The sequence below is a fragment of the Allokutzneria oryzae genome, from assembly GCF_042429765.1.
Taxonomy (GTDB): domain Bacteria; phylum Actinomycetota; class Actinomycetes; order Mycobacteriales; family Pseudonocardiaceae; genus Allokutzneria; species Allokutzneria oryzae.
On the sequence record NZ_JBHLZU010000003.1, the window covers coordinates 175,479 to 191,571 of the forward strand.

The 16,093-nt window shown below is 69.8% G+C and carries 11 protein-coding genes; 9 read left to right on the forward strand and 2 right to left on the reverse strand.

Annotation, left to right across the window (positions count from 1 at the left end; genetic code table 11):
* Positions 1-264: 264 nt before the first annotated feature.
* From ACFFQA_RS04560 to ACFFQA_RS04595, 8 genes are all read left to right on the forward strand, one after another.
* Positions 265-2,796, forward strand: coding sequence for a Pls/PosA family non-ribosomal peptide synthetase (locus ACFFQA_RS04560; protein WP_377850332.1), 2,532 nt, complete (start codon positions 265-267; stop codon positions 2,794-2,796).
* 132 nt (positions 2,797-2,928) lie between these two features.
* Complete coding sequence (locus ACFFQA_RS04565) at positions 2,929-6,108, forward strand: non-ribosomal peptide synthetase (RefSeq protein WP_377850333.1); 3,180 nt, start codon at positions 2,929-2,931, stop codon at positions 6,106-6,108.
* Between the two features lie 56 nt (positions 6,109-6,164).
* Positions 6,165-7,169: a TauD/TfdA family dioxygenase gene (locus ACFFQA_RS04570; RefSeq protein ID WP_377850334.1), complete on the forward strand. Its 1,005-nt coding sequence runs from the start codon at positions 6,165-6,167 to the stop codon at positions 7,167-7,169.
* Positions 7,166-8,233 carry a 2,3-diaminopropionate biosynthesis protein SbnB gene (gene sbnB / locus ACFFQA_RS04575; protein ID WP_377850335.1) on the forward strand — a complete coding sequence of 356 codons (1,068 nt, stop codon included), beginning with the start codon at positions 7,166-7,168 and terminating at the stop codon, positions 8,231-8,233. Before ACFFQA_RS04570 ends, sbnB begins: the two co-directional genes overlap by 4 nt.
* A gap of 37 nt (positions 8,234-8,270) precedes the next feature.
* Complete coding sequence (gene sbnA, locus ACFFQA_RS04580) at positions 8,271-9,257, forward strand: 2,3-diaminopropionate biosynthesis protein SbnA (protein WP_377850336.1); 987 nt, start codon at positions 8,271-8,273, stop codon at positions 9,255-9,257.
* A 132-nt stretch (positions 9,258-9,389) separates the two neighbouring features.
* Complete coding sequence (locus ACFFQA_RS04585) at positions 9,390-10,274, forward strand: lysophospholipid acyltransferase family protein (protein ID WP_377850337.1); 885 nt, start codon at positions 9,390-9,392, stop codon at positions 10,272-10,274.
* Positions 10,275-11,038: 764 nt separating this feature from the next.
* A complete protein-coding gene (locus tag ACFFQA_RS04590) occupies positions 11,039-11,572 on the forward strand; it encodes a hypothetical protein (protein ID WP_377850338.1) in 534 nt (177 codons plus the stop codon).
* A 591-nt stretch (positions 11,573-12,163) separates the two neighbouring features.
* Positions 12,164-12,886 (forward strand): SDR family NAD(P)-dependent oxidoreductase, encoded by a 723-nt coding sequence (locus tag ACFFQA_RS04595; protein ID WP_377850339.1) that lies wholly within the window; start codon positions 12,164-12,166, stop codon positions 12,884-12,886.
* 96 nt (positions 12,887-12,982) lie between these two features.
* Here ACFFQA_RS04595 and ACFFQA_RS04600 read toward each other — a convergent pair whose 3' ends face one another.
* Positions 12,983-13,540, reverse strand: coding sequence for a hypothetical protein (locus ACFFQA_RS04600; RefSeq protein WP_377850340.1), 558 nt, complete (start codon positions 13,538-13,540; stop codon positions 12,983-12,985).
* A 208-nt stretch (positions 13,541-13,748) separates the two neighbouring features.
* Between ACFFQA_RS04600 and ACFFQA_RS04605 the strand changes: the two genes are divergently transcribed.
* A complete protein-coding gene (locus tag ACFFQA_RS04605; RefSeq protein WP_377850341.1) occupies positions 13,749-14,654 on the forward strand; it encodes an alpha/beta fold hydrolase in 906 nt (301 codons plus the stop codon).
* A 6-nt stretch (positions 14,655-14,660) separates the two neighbouring features.
* On the opposite strand, the gene ACFFQA_RS04610 is transcribed toward ACFFQA_RS04605, so the two are convergent.
* Positions 14,661-15,506, reverse strand: coding sequence for a sugar-binding transcriptional regulator (locus tag ACFFQA_RS04610; protein WP_377850342.1), 846 nt, complete (start codon positions 15,504-15,506; stop codon positions 14,661-14,663).
* Positions 15,507-16,093: the final 587 nt, after the last annotated feature.

Consider the following 16,093-nt stretch of genomic DNA (forward strand, 5'->3'; position numbering starts at 1 on the left):
CGTTCCGACACCGGAGAGCATTCCGGCGAAGAATGCTTACAGGTTTTTATACAGTACCGTAGGCATTCTCGGTTCATTTTCGATACAGCGCGGGTTCATTGGCCGATTTTCGAGTATGCCTTCGCTTGCGAACGCCTGTAACCTGTCGCCGATGTACCTGACCCCAGCGACTTCGCGGCCGTTTTCTCACACGGTTGCGCGCGCGCCGTGGCGCACTTCTCCGAACATTTCAGGAATTGCCAACTTCTGATTCAGGGAGCTCATATGCTGGGAAAGCCCGCCGAGGGCTTGGCGACCGGCGTGGTCGCGTCCTCACCCGTCCCGGACGGGTGCGCCGGGTCGTCGACCGGCACCGAGCGGACCCTCGCGGAGGTGCTGGCCGAGGTCGTCGGCGTCGAGCGGGTACCGGTCGACGGCCACTTCTTCGACGACCTGGGCGCCAACTCGCTGGTGATGGCCCACTTCTGCGCGCGGGTCAGGAAGCGCGGCGACCTGCCGTCGGTGTCGATGAAGGACATCTACCGGCACCCGACGATCAGGAGCCTGGCGGCGACGTTCGCGACCGACGAGCCCACGCCAGCCGAGACGCGGACCCCGGCGCCTGCCGAGGTGGTGGTCCCTGCGAGCACGGCGCGGTACGTCCTGTGCGGAGCGCTGCAGTTCCTGCTGTTCCTCGGGTACGCCCACCTCGTCGCGTTCGTCGGCACCGGTGGCTACCAGTGGATCTCCGACGGTTCCGGGTTGGCCGAGGTCTACCTGCGGTCGGTCGGGTTCGGCGGCGCCGCGTTCCTCGGCGTGTGCGCCTTCCCGATCGTGGTGAAGTGGGTGCTCGTCGGCAGGTGGAAGGCGCAGCGGTTCCCGGTGTGGAGCCTGGCGTACGTCCGCTTCTGGGCAGTGCGGACGCTGGTCCGGACGAACCCGGTCGTCCTGTTCGCCGGAACGCCGATCTACGGCCTCTACCTGCGCGCGCTCGGCGCGAAGATCGGGCGCGGCGTCGTGATCCTGTCCAAGGGAGCACCCGCGTGCCCCGATCTGCTCACCGTCGGCGACGGCACGGTCATCAGGAAGGACTCCTCCTTCTCCTGTTACCGGGCCCAGGCCGGGGTGATCGAGACGGGCCCGGTCACCCTCGGGAAGAACGTCTTCGTCAGCGAGGCGACGGTGATCGACATCGGGACCTCGATGGGTGACGGGGCGCAGCTCGGCCACGCGTCGTCGCTGCACACCGGGCAGGCGGTGCCCGACGGAGAGCGCTGGCACGGGTCTCCTGCCCAGCGCTGCGATGTGGACTTCCTGGTGGTTCCGCCCGCCGCGTGCGGCACCGCGCGCAGGGCGGTCTACGCCGTCATGCAGCTGCTGAGCGCCCTGGTCCTGTACCTGCCGCTCTCGGTCGGCGGCGTGCGCATGCTGCTGACGGAGTTCCCGGAGCTCGGCGGCCTGCTGACGTCCAGCTCTCCGGCCTTCGCGAGCTGGGCGTTCTACCGTGACGCCCTGGCGACCTCCGCGGTGCTGCTCTTCGGTGCCGTGCTCATCGGTCTGCTATTGGTGACCGCCGTTCCTCGCGTGCTCAACCTCGCCATCACTCCCGGCAAGGTTTATTGCCTTTACGGATTTCACTATTCGGTTCACCGGACGATCACGCGCTTGACGAACATAAGGTTCTTGACGCGCCTTTTTGGCGACAGTTCTTATATCGTCCACTATCTCCGCGCCCTCGGGTACGACCTTTCTCGGGTGCGGCAGACGGGGTCGAACTTCGGCACCGAGGTGAAGCAGGAGACCCCGTTCCTGAGCTCCGTCGGCAGCGGGACGATGGTCGCCGACGGATTGTCGATCATGAATGCCGACTTCTCCAGCACGTCCTTCCGGGTGGCTCGGACCTCGATCGGCTCGCGGAGCTTCCTCGGGAACCGGATCGCCTACCCCTCCCAGGGCCGGACCGGCGACAACTGCCTCCTCGCGACGAAGGTCATGGTCCCCATCGACGGCGAGGTCCGGGAGGGCGTCGGGCTCCTGGGGTCGCCCAGCTTCGAGATCCCTCGGTCGGTCGAGCGCGACAGCAAGTTCGACCACCTGAAGAACGGGGAGGAGTTCCGCCGCGTCCTCGCCGCCAAGAACCGGCACAACGTGATCACGATGGTGCTGTGCCTGCTGTCGCGGTGGATCTACTTCTTCGGGCTCGTCCTGCTCGCCTGGGGCACCGGTGAGCTCTACCCCTCGTTCGGCGCGTCCGCGATCGCACTGCTCAATGTCCTCGCCCTGGGGTTCAGCGTCGGCTATTTCGCGCTGCTCGAACGGACCGTGACGGCATCGCACGCTTTGACACCGCTGTACTGCTCGATCTACGACCTCCGATTCTGGCGGCGTGAGCGCTACTGGAAGGTGCCCGCGGAGACCTACCTCCAGGCCCTGAACGGCACTCCGTTCAAGAACGTGCTCTGGCGGATGTTGGGTGTGCGGATCGGCCGCAGGGTCTTCGACGACGGCTGCTACCTGACGGAGCGGACGCTCGTCAGCATCGGGGACGACTGCACCCTCAACGCGGGCACGGTCATCCAGTGCCACTCGCAGGAGGACGGCGCGTTCAAGTCCGACCGCAGCACGATCGGCGCGGGCTGCACTCTCGGAGTCGGTTCCTTCGTCCACTACGGCGTGACGATGGGCGACGGCGCCGTGCTCGGCGCGGACGCCTTCCTCATGAAGGGCGAGGAGGTGCCCCGCGGCGCGCGGTGGAGCGGCAACCCGGCCAGGGAGATCCGCGCCGAACGGCTTGAGCCGAGCACGTCACGCGCCTGACGACGAGCGCCTGCCGCCGACTCGTCCGTCCTTTGTGGACTTCGGCCGCGTTCGCCGTTCACCGCGCCCTCGTGACAGCGACATCTTCGTGACAGCGACATCTTCGTGACATGTGATGTGGAGGAGAACCCCATGGGAATGCCAGCGGAGGCCGGCCGGGAGTACTGGCGCGGCGTGCTGGCCGCCGGTGGGTTCACCGCGGTCCCGCGGTGGACTCTCGATCCGGTGACCGGCGTCGCCGAGCACGAAGCGCCGATCCCCGACGACCTCGTCGCGCGGTTGCGGCGGCTGGCGACCGAGCTGGCGGTGCCACTGCGCACGGTGCTGCTGGCCGCACACGCCAAGACGCTCGCGGCACTGTGCGGCGAGCACGAGGTCACGACCGGCTATGCCGCCGTGGAGGGCGGCCCGGCGTTGCCCTGCCGGCTGAGCACCGAGCCCGGCTCGTGGCGCGCGTTGCTGGTGGACGTCCACCGGGTCGAGGCGGAACTGCTGTCGCACAAGGACTTCCCGGTCGATGACCTCATGAGCGAGCTGGGGCTCACGGAACCGGCGTTCGAGACCGTGTTCGCTCCGGCCACCACCACCGGTGACCTCGCCGCGAGCACGGTGCTGCGGGTGGAGATCACCGACCACGACGGACAGCTCGTGCTGCGGCTGCGGTACCGGACCGACGCGCTCGACGCGGACTGCGCGGGCAGGATCGCCGGGTACCACCTCACCGCGCTCTCGCTGATCGCAGCCGATCCGGACGCCGAGCACGGGCGGCAGAGCCTGCTCTCCCCGGACGAGCTGCGCTTCCAGCTCGAAGGGCTCGCCGGACCGCACCGAGAGCTGCCGGATCTCCGGTTCCACGAGCTGTTCGAGCAGCGGGTGCGGGCGCACCCGGGCGCTGTCGCGGCCGTGCACGGCGACCGGCGGTGGACCTATCACGAGCTCAACGTCCGGGCGAACCGGTTGGCACGGGCCATGCTGACGCGCGGGCTGCCCCGGGAAGGTGTCGTCGCGGTGGTGACCGAGCGCAACCTGGACTGGATGGCCGCCGTCATCGCGGTCTTCAAGGCAGGTGGCGTCTACCTGCCGATCGAGCCGCACTTCCCGGCCGAGCGCATCGCCACCACGCTCTCCCGCGCCGGGTGCGAGCTCGTGGTCACCGAGCCCGGCAGCACCGGCGCGCTCTCCGAGGCGCTCGACGTGCTGCCAGGGGTCCGGACGCTGTTCGTCGACACCGCCTACGCGGAGGACCACCCCGTCAGCGACCTCGGTGTGGAGGTCGCGCCGGACCAGCTCGCCTACATCTACTTCACCTCCGGTTCCACCGGCGAGCCCAAGGGTGCGATGTGCGAGCACCTGGGGATGCTCAACCACCTCTACGCCAAGATCGACGACCTGGGGATCGGCGAGGGGCAGGTGGTCGCGCAGACCGCTCCGCAGTGCTTCGACATCTCCTTGTGGCAGCTGGTGTCCGCGCTCCTGGTCGGTGGGCGGACCCTGCTGGTCGAGCAGGAGGTGGTCCTGGACGTCGAGCGGTTCGTCGACAAGATCACCAGCGGTCGGGTCACCGTGCTCCAGGTTGTGCCGTCCTACCTCGAAGTCGTGCTGTCCTATGTGGAGCAACACCCTCGTGAGCTGCCCGACCTCCGGTGCGTCTCGGTCACCGGTGAGGCGCTGAAGAAGGAGCTGGCACAGCGCTGGTTCGCGGCGGCGCCGCGGATCAAGCTGGTCAACGCCTACGGGCTGACCGAGACCTCGGACGACACCAACCACGAGGTCATGGACCGGGTGCCGGACTCCGACCGGGTCCCGCTCGGCCCCCCGGTCGGCAACGTGCGGGTCTACGTCGTCGACGAGCACCTGTCGCCGGTCCCGCTCGGCGCCCCTGGGGCGATCGTCTTCTCCGGGATCTGCGTCGGCCGCGGGTACGTCAACGACCCCGAGCGCACCGAGGCGGCCTTCACGACCGACCCGCACCGCGAGGGCCAGCGGCTCTACCGGGGCGGCGACTTCGGCCGCTGGCTGCCCACGGGCAAGCTGGAGTTCCTCGGTCGCCGCGACACCCAGGTCAAGATCCGCGGCTTCCGGATCGAGATCGGCGAGATCGAGAACACCCTGCTGCGGGTGCCAGGAGTCCGCGACGGCGCGGTGGTGGTCGCCGAGCGGGCCGGGCGGGGCAGGCACCTGATCGCCTTCTACGCGGGCCCCCGGGCCCTGGACGCCGGTGACCTGCGGGAGCGGCTGGGCGGGTCGCTGCCCGAGTACATGGTCCCGTCCGCCTTCTACTGGCGGGAGAGCCTGCCGCTGACCGGCAACAGCAAGATCGACCGGAAGGTGCTGACGGCGCTCGCCGCTGACCTCGACATCGCCGGGGCGGACTACCACGCGCCGGGCTCGCCGACCGAGCGACGGCTGGCGGCCGCGTGGGCGAAGGTGCTCGGCATCCCCGAGGACCAGGTCAGCAGGCGGGATCACTTCTTCGACCGGGGCGGCACGTCGCTGTCGGCGGTGAAGCTGGCGATCACCCTGGACCGTGCGGTGTCCCTCAAGGACATCACAGGACATCCGGTCCTCGCGGATCTCGCCGACGTGGTGGATGGCAGGTCCGCGCGCGGTTCCGGGCTGCTGCAACCGCTGTCGGAGCCGGGATCCTGCGGCGATGCCCTGGTGTGCTTTCCGCACGCGGGCGGCAACGCGGTGAACTTCCGGCCGATGGCAGGGGCGCTGCGGGACAGCGGGCTGGCCGTCTACGCCGTCGAGCTGCCCGGTCACGACGTGGCCGCCGACAGCGAGCCGTTCGCGCCGCTGGCCCGGGTGGTCGAGCAGGTCGTCGGCGAGATCACCCGCCTCGGCCTGACCGGGATCCTGTTGTGGGGCCACTCGTCGGGCACCGCGTTCGCCGTGGAGACGGCGCGGCAGCTCCAGCTGCGCGGTGTCCGGGTCCGGCGGATGTTCCTTGGCGCGCAACTGCTCGGTGCCGCTTCCGAGCGGCGCGCGGCCATCACCGACCTGGAGGCGCAGCGCTCCGAGTTCATCGGTGCCGCCCACCGGCACGACTGCCTGTCCGCGCACCGCTACTTCGCCGACGTCCTGGACAACCCGCCAACGGAGCGGTTGTCCGCGCCGGTCACCGTGGTCGTCGCCCGCGACGACCCGAGCACGGCAGAGTTCCCGGAGCGGCACCTCGACTGGCGACTGCTGGCCGAGCACGTGGACCTGCACGAGCTCGCTGGCGGCGGCCACGACTTCCCGCGCACCCGTCCGACCGATGCGGCGCGCGCCGTGCTGTGCGCGGCCGCATCGCCTGCTCCGTCCTGAGTGGACTCCTCGAACGGGCTTCTTGAGCAGACTCCTTGAGCAGAAAGGAAATCCCGATGTCGTCCTTATCCCCGGTGTCGCAGCTCGACGTGGAACTGCGACCCGGCTCACCCCCGTTGCTCCGGGCCGAGGACGCGGGTGACGCGCCGGGCTGGGCCGCCGACCACCGGGACGCGTTGCGCGGCGTCGTCGCCGAGCACGGTTCGGTCGTGGTCCGCGGCCTCGGGCTGCGCGAGCCCGCCGAGGTCGCCGCCGTCTTCCAGCGGCTGACCACCGCCCTGATGACCGAGAGGGAGGCGTTCGCGTCCCGGCGGAGCTACTCCGAGGGCGTGTACTCGTCATCGACGTGGCCGTCGAACCAGCAGATGTGCATGCACCACGAGCTGAGCTACACCCTTGAGTTCCCGGGCCTGATGCTGTTCGCGTGCCTGAGCACGCCCGAGACGGGCGGGGCGACCGCGCTGGCCGACTCGCCGACCGTGCTCGACTCGCTGCCCACCGCGCTGGTCGAGCGGTTCGAACGGGAGGGCTGGCTGCTCACCCGCAACTACAACGACGACATCGGGATGTCCTTCGCCGAGGCGTTCGGCACCGGGGACCGCGGCGCCGTTGAGGACTACTGCCGCGCCAACGCGATCGAGTTCGCCTGGCAGCCAGACGGGAGCCTTCGCACCCGGCAGCGCCGCAGCGCCGTGGTGAACCACCCGGTCACCGGTCAGCGCTGCTGGTTCAACCAGATCGCGTTCCTCAACGAGTGGACGATCGAGCCCGAGGTGCGGGAGTACCTGGTGGACGTCTACGGCGCCGACGCGTTGCCGTTCAACACCTGTTACGGCAACGGCGACCCGATCAGCGAGGACGTCGTGCTGCTGCTCAACGAGGTCTACGCGGCCAACACCGTGCGCGAGCCGTGGCGGCCCGGCGATCTGATGATCGTCGACAACATCCGCACCGCGCACAGCAGGGAGCCCTTCGAGGGACCGCGCGAGGTGCTCGTGGCGATGGGCGACGCGGTGCGCCTCGCCGACTGCGCGCCGAGTGTCGAGGTGGCCGCCGGGTGAGCACTCTCCGTTCCACGGCACCGGCGACGCCGGAGCCCGCGGCAGTCCCCCCGTTCGCGGTGATCTCCGGCGCGCAGGTCCAGCGCGCGCTGCTGGGGCGCGAGCGCCAGGTCATGGAGCTGGTCGAGTCGGCGTACCGGCTGCACGGCGCCGGTGACTCGGTGAACCCGCCGTCGTACTTCCTGCGCTTCCCCGACCGGCCGTCGTCCCGGATCATCGCGCTGCCCGCCTCGCTCGGCGGGCAGGTGCGGGTGGACGGGCTGAAGTGGATCTCCAGCTTCCCGGGCAACGTGGCGGCGGGCATTCCCAGGGCCTCGGCCGTGCTGATCCTCAACGACCACGAGACCGGCTACCCGTTCGCCTGCCTGGAGAGCTCGATCATCAGCGCCACCAGGACGGCCGCGTTCGCCGCGCTGGCGGCCGACCGGCTCACCAGGGGCAGGCGCCGCCCCACCCGCGTCGGGTTCTTCGGGGTGGGGCTGATCGCCCGCTACCTCCACACCTTCCTGGCGGGCACCGGCTGGTCCTTCGACGAGATCGGCGTGCACGACCTGTCCGCCGACAACGCGGCGGGCTTCCGCGGCTACCTGGAGCGGACGGGCGTCGGCGGGCACCGGGTCACCGTGCACGACAGCCCCGAGCGGCTGATCCGCTCCAGCGACCTGGTGGTCTTCGCCACCGTCGCGGGCGAGCCGCACGTCAACGACCTGTCGTGGTTCGACCACAACCCGTTGGTGCTGCACGTGTCGCTGCGCGACCTCGCACCGGAGGTCGTGCTGGGCTCCACCAACATCGTCGACGACGTCGAGCACTGCCTGAAGGCCGACACCTCGCCGCACCTGGCCGAGCAGCTCACGGGCAACCGGGACTTCCTCACCGGCACGCTGGAGGACGTGATCGCCGGGCGGGTGTTCCTGCCGACGGACCGGCCGCTGGTGTTCTCGCCCTTCGGGCTCGGCGTGCTCGACCTCGCCGTGGGCAAGTTCGTCCACGACGAGGTGGTCCGCTCGGGCGAGCTGTGCGTCGTCGACGACTTCTTCCACGAGCTGCGCCGGTACGGATGAGCGGCCGAGTGCTCTGCCACAACAGAGGGAGGCCATCGTGCCAGTCATATCCGTCCCCCAGGACTTCAACGTGGAGGAGCTCTACATCGACCTCCGGCAGGTCGTCGGGCACTCGCTGTACCTGAAGTGCGAGGGCTTCAACTTCGCCGGGTCGATCAAGATGAAGGCCGCGACCGAGATGGTGGAGGCGGCGGAGCGGACCGGGGTCCTGCGGCCGGGCTCGGTCCTTGTCGAGTCCTCGTCAGGGAACCTGGGCGTGGCGCTGAGCATGATCGCGGCGAGCAAGGGCTACGAGTTCGTGTGCGTGACCGACTTCCGCTGCAACCTCTCGACCCGGCGGCTGATGGAGGCGCTCGGCAGCCGGGTGCACGTCATCTCCGATCCGGGCGCCACCGGTGACCTCCTGCGCGCCCGGATCGACCACGTCACCGCGCTGTGCGCCTCCGACCCCCGCTACGTGTGGCTCAACCAGTACGCCAACCCGCACAACTGGAAGGCCCACTACCGCAGGACGGCACCGGCGATCGCCCGGCAGTTCCCCCGGCTGGACGTGCTGTTCGTCGGGACCGGGACCACCGGGACCCTGATGGGCTGCGCGCGCTACTTCCGGGAGTGGCACCGACCGGTGCGGGTGGTCGCGGTGGACAGCGCGGGCTCGGTGACCTTCGGTGGCCCGCCGGGCCGCCGGATGATCCCCGGCCTTGGCACCGGTGTCCGCCCGGCGCTGCTCGACGAGTCCTATGTGGACGAAGTGGTGCACGTCGAGGAGGCGGACACCATCCGCGCCTGCCATCGCCTGGCCCGCAGCGGGTTCCTGTTCGGGGGCTCCACCGGCACGGTGGTCAGCAGCGCGGTGGACTGGCTGGCCCAGCACGACGCGCGCGAGCTGACCGCGGTGGCCATCGCCCCGGACCTCGGCGAGCGCTACCTCGACACCGTCTACCAGAACACCTGGCTGCGGGACATCTACGGCGAGGACGTCCTCCGCTCCGACGAGGTGACCGCCGGCGGCCGGAGGGCATGAGCCCCCGCCACCACGGCGGGACCCGGTCGCTGGGTCTCGCCGTGGTGGTCGGTTCCCAGCAGCCCAGTAGTGCTCAGCCGCTGGTCAGGAGCCGTTCTCCGCGGGTTAAGCCGGACTGTTCACAGTGAGCCCATGACCGCTGGTCCGGCTGAGGCAAAGCACTCCTGGATGCCGTTCTCCCCCTGCGGAACGTGGTGCCTTCCGGTCGAGGGCACTCCGCTCACCGTGTCGCCGGGCCGCCAAGCGCTGCGGTTGGCGACGCTGCTGGCGGTCGTGCTCACCGCCCCGTTGTGCGCACTGGGCCTGGCCGTTCTCGGTCCACGCGGGCGGGCGGCGGTGACCCGGTTGTGGTTCCGGGCGGTGCTCGGCTCGCTCGGTGTGCGGCTGCGGGTCTACCGACCGGGCACGCTGACCGTTGCACGCCAACAACAACAGCCTCGGGGCAGGGGTGTGCTAGTGGTCAGCAACCACACTTCGTGGCTGGACATCGCGGCGCTCAGCGCGCTCCAACCCGTCCGGGTGCTCGCCAAGGCCGAGGTCCGGACGTGGCCGATCGTCGGAGCCCTGGCGGCGCGGGCGGGCACGTTCTTCGTTGACCGGCAGCGGTTGTCCGCGCTCCCCCGGACCGTGGCCGACCTGGCGGAGGCGCTGCGCGGCGGTGTCTCGGTCGGTGTCTTCCCCGAGGGCACCACCTGGTGCGGGCGGGCCTCCGGCCGGTACCGGCCCGCGGCGTTCCAGGCCGCGATCGACGCCGGAGCACCGGTCCGTCCGGTGGCGTTGCGGTTCGTGGTCGGCGACCAGCCCACCACGGCGGCCGCGTTCCTCGGTGAGGAGACTCTGCTGACCGCCCTGCTGCGCACCGCCGCGCTGCGCGGGCTGGTGATCGAGGTGTCCGTGCTCCCGCTGATCGACCCGGACGGGCACAACCGGCGCTCGCTCGCCGAGGCGGCGAAGACAGCGACGCTCGGACAGGTACCGGAACAACGGCACAGCCGAACCGCTGCGTCAGCGGCGTGAAGCAGGTGCCGTTCCGGTGGGCGAGGGGCAGCTGCCCAAGTCACCCTCGTTGAAGACGGTGGACTAGTTCGCGTGTTCGGTGTGCACGCGTCGACATGAGCCGGCCCCTGGAACCGGCGGATGTCGATGGTGCTGTCTTCACAAGCGGCCACCCAATTCAGTTTCGCGCTATCGGCGAACGTGCTCACGTCGATGGGCCTGTGCTTCTCGCCGTCGGCGGGGTAGACCAGCGGCGCGAGTGACAATGTGAGCCAAACCACCACAAGAATGGCCGCACCCACCTCGCACTCGGACTCCCGGCGCGAGCCCTCCCGCAGCACCCACACCCAGATCTACCTGGACAAGCAGGGCGAACACCTGACGCGAACCGCTCAGCTCCCGGGAAGCCCGGCGACGCGCGGAAGTCCACTCGATCGAGCATTTCCCACCGCTCAGCACCGCGCGGAAACAATGCCAACCGCCATCTTGGCAACCATTGGCCGACTTTCACGAATTTTCTTTAGTCAGATGCCCTACTGCTTCCCGGTGACGGCGACGCAATCGTCTAGAGATGCGCGAATCCGCACGACGGCGACCATCCATCTAGAGAAACTCGCCGAAGGGTGCCGTTTCCGGATCGGACTGGATTGCGGCAATGATCACTGGTACAAAATGCATGGAGATCGCACCGCCACAGGATTCCCACACACGGGTTCAATACAAAGCGATGGGGTTCGCCCCTTGTCCGCGACACCGAGAATATGAACCACGCGAGGATCGCCCTTATGAAGAAGCTGGTTTCAGCAGGTCAGACCGGCCGCACCGAGATAGCACCCCGAGGCGGCGCACTGTCGAGGCAAGCAGGACCGCGCAATAGCCAGCACGTACTCGAATGGACCAACGTCGTCCGCGATTCGCAAGGTCATGTCTGGCTGTTTCGCACGCAGTGCGAGCGGCTGGGGGCGACGAGCCCGGAGCCGTCGCCGCGCAGGGCTCGCGTCGTGCTCGCCTCCACCAACAGCAGGCCATGGCGCGGCGCGATCGAAAGCACCGGCCTGACCGCCATCCTGGGCACCTGGTTGGCCGTGCTGTGCCGCCGGCGGCACGGCGGCGCGAACGGCCTGGCCGCGGTTCCCGGTCTCGCCATGCAGGGAGCACTGCAGCTCGGCCCCGCGCTGGGCGGCCCGTTCGTCAAGGGGCTGGACAGCAAGGGGAAATCCCGCAAGCGCGGGGCGGAACGCGGCAAGCGCCCGACCGGCTTCTTCCGGCGGCTGCTGCAAGCAGGCCGCGTCACGAGCACCACATTCGACTTCCAGTAAGAGCCGCCCGACCGGGCCGGAGGCTTCGGCAGTGAGGAGGAGACGCCGCCCACGTGTTGCCACACCGGGGAATGGTGTGGCAACACGGGACTGACGCGCCCGGGTCGGCGACGGCCGTTCCGGGTCGGCGGAAGTGGGCACTCCGGACCGGTCGCAGTAGCACGGTTCGCGCGTGCGGCGATCCTTGTTCGCCCTGACCGTCACGAGCGTGCTGGTGGTGGCCGGACTGACGCCCGTGCCGCGCTGCGGTGCGCCCGCGAGCTGCCGCCGTCGGGGTTTTCGCGTTTTGTCACCTTGATGCGCAAAAGAGCGCTCCCATTTCGCATTAAGCCTACAAAACGCGAAAAGAGGGCACGGGTGGAGGGCTCCGGGTGAGGAGGCGGGAGGAGTGGAGGTGGGATCGGTGGAGGTGGTGAGAGGGGCGGTGAGAGGGGCGGTGAGAGGGGGTGGAGGTGAGAGGAGTGGAGGTGGTGAGGCGGGAAGTGGTGAGGGGGTGGTGAGAGGGGCGGCGGGGTGGTGTCACGCGGTGCGGGGCACGGCTTAGCCTGGTGCTCGATCTTTCCCGTCGCCGCTGCTCTCCGGAGGACTGCTTTGACAACCGACACCCTGACCGCGGTCGTCACCGGTGCGGCGAGCGGGATCGGACGGGCGCTGGCCGAGGCACTCCACGCCAGGGGCGCCCGCCTCGTCCTGACCGACATCGACGGCGACGCGCTCTCGGCGACGGCGACACGGCTCGGCGCGACAGCCGTGGCCGCCGACGTCGCCGACCCGGCGGCGATGAGCGCTCTCGCGGCGCAAGCCCCGCAGGCGCGCCTGATCTGTCTCAACGCCGGAGTGGTGGGACAGCAACTCGGCGCGCCGTGGGAGGTCACGCCCGAGGACTGGAACCGCGTGTTCGACATCAACGTCGGCGGTGTCGTCAACGGCCTCCGCGCGTTCGTGCCGCAGCTTCTCGCCGCGGGCGAGCCCGCGAACGTCCTGATCACCGCGTCGCTGGCCGGGCTCACCGTCTTCCCCGGCGGTGGGGCGTACGGCCCGTCGAAGCACGCCGTCACCGCCATCGCCGCGCACGCTGCCATGGCCCTGGCTGACACGCCGGTGCGCGTGAGCATGATCTGTCCCGCTCTCGTCGCCACGGGCATGTCATCGGAGGGAGTCGAGCCCTCGGTTGTCGCGGCCGAGGCGCTTCAGGCCATCGACGACGGCGTGTTCGCCGTGGCACCCGGTGAATGGCACGAGGCCGTCGTCGCGCAGGCCGGGCAGATCGTGTCGGGGCGCCAGCCCACTCCTCCCGCCCCACGGTCGGCATGACTCACAACAGCCCCTGACCTGCGTTCAGCGTGCCGAAAAGTGGCGGCACCGAATCGGATTACCTTGGCAGCACGACCGCTGAGCACGCCGTGACGGTCACCTGGTGGGCGTTGGTATCGAGCGCGCCCGCAGGAGCGGGATCGGGCGTCGGCACGGTTCGGCCACCTGAAACGCCTGCGCGAGAACGGGATCACGGTCGATCAGGTTCTGCAGGTCCGTCCCGATGGGCAACATCAGCTGCAGGACCATGCTGAACTGCACCGTCTGTGCGCGGTTGAGCAGATCCGACCCGCTGCCCGCCGACCGCTCCGTCTCCCGCATTCCGCGCAACGCCTTGTCGACCGAGCTGAGGTACGCGCCCACCACCTCGTCCCCTCCGGCGACCGGGGACCTGCCGATCCCGGCGAACGCCTCCCGCAACGCCTGCGTCTGCGCGGTGACGACCCTGACATGCTCGGCCAGCTCGTCGTGTGGCGGAACCTTGTCGTGGTACTCGCGCAGCTCCTGCATCGCGCTGTCACCCTGGCAGACCTTGCCGACCCACGTGATCATGTCGAGCGTCGGCGTCGTTGGGGCCAGCCGCGGAGCAGGCGGCGGTGGCGCGGAACACGCGGTCAGCACCGCCACCGCGAGCAGCAAACGTTTCAGGGCCATGGCATTCACTCCTAGCGGATCACCTTGGGAGGAGTCCCGGGCAGCTCGCGTCGCCCAGTGGCATTGGTGCCTCCGGGTCTTCCTCCCGCACATGTGTGACGGTGACGGCCGCGAGCATTGCCGGGGCCGATGCGCCGGTGGGTGAATCCACGGCGTCGTCAGGGACGCGGACCCGCGCGCCCGTGAACGCCCAGAACGGAGGCCAGTCATGACGAGGAAAGGCCACATCCACGTCAACGGCATCGATTTCACCTACCTGGAGGCAGGACCTTCCGACGGGCCGCTGGCGTTGTGCCTGCACGGTTTCCCCGACCACGCGCCGACCTTCACGCGGTTGTTGGGCGAGCTGGCCGAGGCGGGCTACCGCGCCGTGGCGCCCTGGATGCGCGGCTACTCCCCGACCGGCCTCGCCCCGGACGGCCACTACCAGTCCGCGACGCTCGCCCTGGACGCCGTCGCCCTCGTCACTGCGCTGGGGCGCGGCGGAGGGTCCGGCGCCGACTCGGTGGTGATCGGCCACGACTGGGGAGCGGTGGGCGCCTCGGGCGCCGCGGTGCTCGCCCCCGAGCGGATCCGGACGATCGTGAGCATGGCGCTGCCCCATCCCGCTGTGGCGCTGGCGAAACTCGGCGGCGGGGACTTCGCCCAGATGAAGCGCGCCTGGTACATGTGGTTCTTCCTGACGGCGGGCGGGCCCGAGGCCCTGCTCGGCGCGCCGGGCGGTGACCTGGTCGAGTTCCTCTGGCACGACTGGTCCCCCGGTTTCCGGCTCCCGCGCGCCGAGCTCGACCCGATCAAGGAGCAGTTCACCCACCCCGAGGTCGCTGCGGCCGCGCTGGCCTACTACCGGCACACGCTCAACCCGGCGTTGCAGGCCCCGGAGCTCGCCGAGGTCCAGGAGAAGGTGATGGGCGGGACGAACCCGTTGCCCGCCCTGTACATCGGCGGTGCCGACGACGGGTGCTTCTCCTCCGCCTACCTCAAGGAGAGCGCGGCCTTCTGCGCCCAGAAGCCGCGCGTCGAGGTCGTGGACGGCTGCGGCCACTTCCTGCACCGGGAGCGGCCGAAGGCGGTCAGCTCGCTCATCCTCGACCACATCGGCCCGGCCTGCTGAGATCGGTCACGCCGGGAGCGCGGCGATCGCGCGCGCCAGTGGCAGGTCGCAGACCAGCGTGGTGACCATCCGGCCGCGGAGCGCCCCGATGACCGCGGCCGCCTTCCGCGCACCGGCCGCGACGACCACGGTGTTCGGGATCGCCACGAGGGCACCGGTGCGCACGGAGATGATCCGCTGGTCGACCGGGAGCTCGACGTCGCGCCCGTCGTGGTCGTAGAACCGGCCGCAGACCTCGCCGACCACACCGAGGCCGCGAGCTCGGTCGCGTTCCCCGTGACCGACTCCGGCCCGGTCCAGCAGGAGCCGGTTCGACCCCTGGCCGAAAGCGCCGACGCCGACGATCGCGATGTCGGCCGCCGACGCGCGCCGGAGCTGGTGGGCGATCGTGGTGTCGGCGTAGAGGGCCTTCGCCTCGGCCACGGAGTCCAGCACGGCTGGGACGTTGGGGTAGCAGTACGTCCCGCCGAGCCTCGCGGCGAGATCGCGGACCATCTCGTGGTCGCCGCGAGCCGAGAAGGCGTCAACGTACCCGCCGAGCCGGCTCACCTCGACGGCATAGCGGTGCCGCGTGAACACATGGTTGACCGTTGAGCGGACCGAAGTCCCCCAAGCGATGGAGACCCGCTGGCCGTCGCCGAGATGACCGAGCAGCCACTCCGCGGCGGCGGCCCCCACCAGCTCCACCGGATCGAGGCGGGGCGACGCGGGCGGCTCCGTCACGACCACGACGTCGCGCAGGCCGTGATGACGGTGGCGTTCGCGGAGGCTCCGCTCCCAGTGACTGTCCCGGCTGGCGGGATAGGTGAGCTGGAAACGGATCACGCCTTGCTCCCGCGCGTCGCGGAGCATGCGGGACACGTTGGACCGGCTGACATGAAGACGGCTGGCGATCTCGCTCTGGTGAACTCCCTCCACGTAGTACAGACGCGCCGCTTCGAAGAGGTCCGAGGTACGCCGCCGGGCCGTCATGGGTGAGATTCATCCACCCGGCGCGGGAATGCCGCAAGACCCTGGACCCCGTTGCCCACTCGTTCGTTCCGACGCTGTTGCTTTTCAGGTTTTCCGTTGTGCCCAAACGCAAATACCGTTCAGACCGTTGGTCCTGCCGGGTAACGGGCGCTCACTTCGCCCGCCGGGCTGGAGCACGCCCTCGACCTGATCCGCCCCCGCTCCGGCCGTCGTGTAGCCATGGTCCGGCAAGTCGTCCCGATGCCCCTCCGTGCCCCCATGCCCCCGTGGGCGCGTGGGCGCGTGGGCGCGTGGGCGCGTGGGCCGGCTGGCGTGGTCGGGGTTTTCGCGTTTTGTCACCTTGATGCGCGAAAGAGCGCTCCCATTTCGCATCAAGGTGACAAAACGCGAAACGAGGGGCACGTGGGTGAGGACGCCAGGGGGTGGTGGGCGAGGGCGCCAAGGGGTGGTGGGCGAGGGCGCCAGGG

Coding starts and splice junctions, on each gene's coding strand:
- ACFFQA_RS04585 (WP_377850337.1), top strand. CDS start 9,390: ATGACCGCTGGTCCGGCTGAGGCAAAGCACTCCTGGATGCCGTTCTCC.
- ACFFQA_RS04570 (WP_377850334.1), top strand. CDS start 6,165: ATGTCGTCCTTATCCCCGGTGTCGCAGCTCGACGTGGAACTGCGACCC.
- ACFFQA_RS04610 (WP_377850342.1), bottom strand. CDS start 15,506: ATGCTCCGCGACGCGCGGGAGCAAGGCGTGATCCGTTTCCAGCTCACC.
- ACFFQA_RS04560 (WP_377850332.1), top strand. CDS start 265: ATGCTGGGAAAGCCCGCCGAGGGCTTGGCGACCGGCGTGGTCGCGTCC.
- ACFFQA_RS04605 (WP_377850341.1), top strand. CDS start 13,749: ATGACGAGGAAAGGCCACATCCACGTCAACGGCATCGATTTCACCTAC.
- ACFFQA_RS04600 (WP_377850340.1), bottom strand. CDS start 13,540: ATGGCCCTGAAACGTTTGCTGCTCGCGGTGGCGGTGCTGACCGCGTGT.
- ACFFQA_RS04590 (WP_377850338.1), top strand. CDS start 11,039: ATGAAGAAGCTGGTTTCAGCAGGTCAGACCGGCCGCACCGAGATAGCA.
- ACFFQA_RS04565 (WP_377850333.1), top strand. CDS start 2,929: ATGGGAATGCCAGCGGAGGCCGGCCGGGAGTACTGGCGCGGCGTGCTG.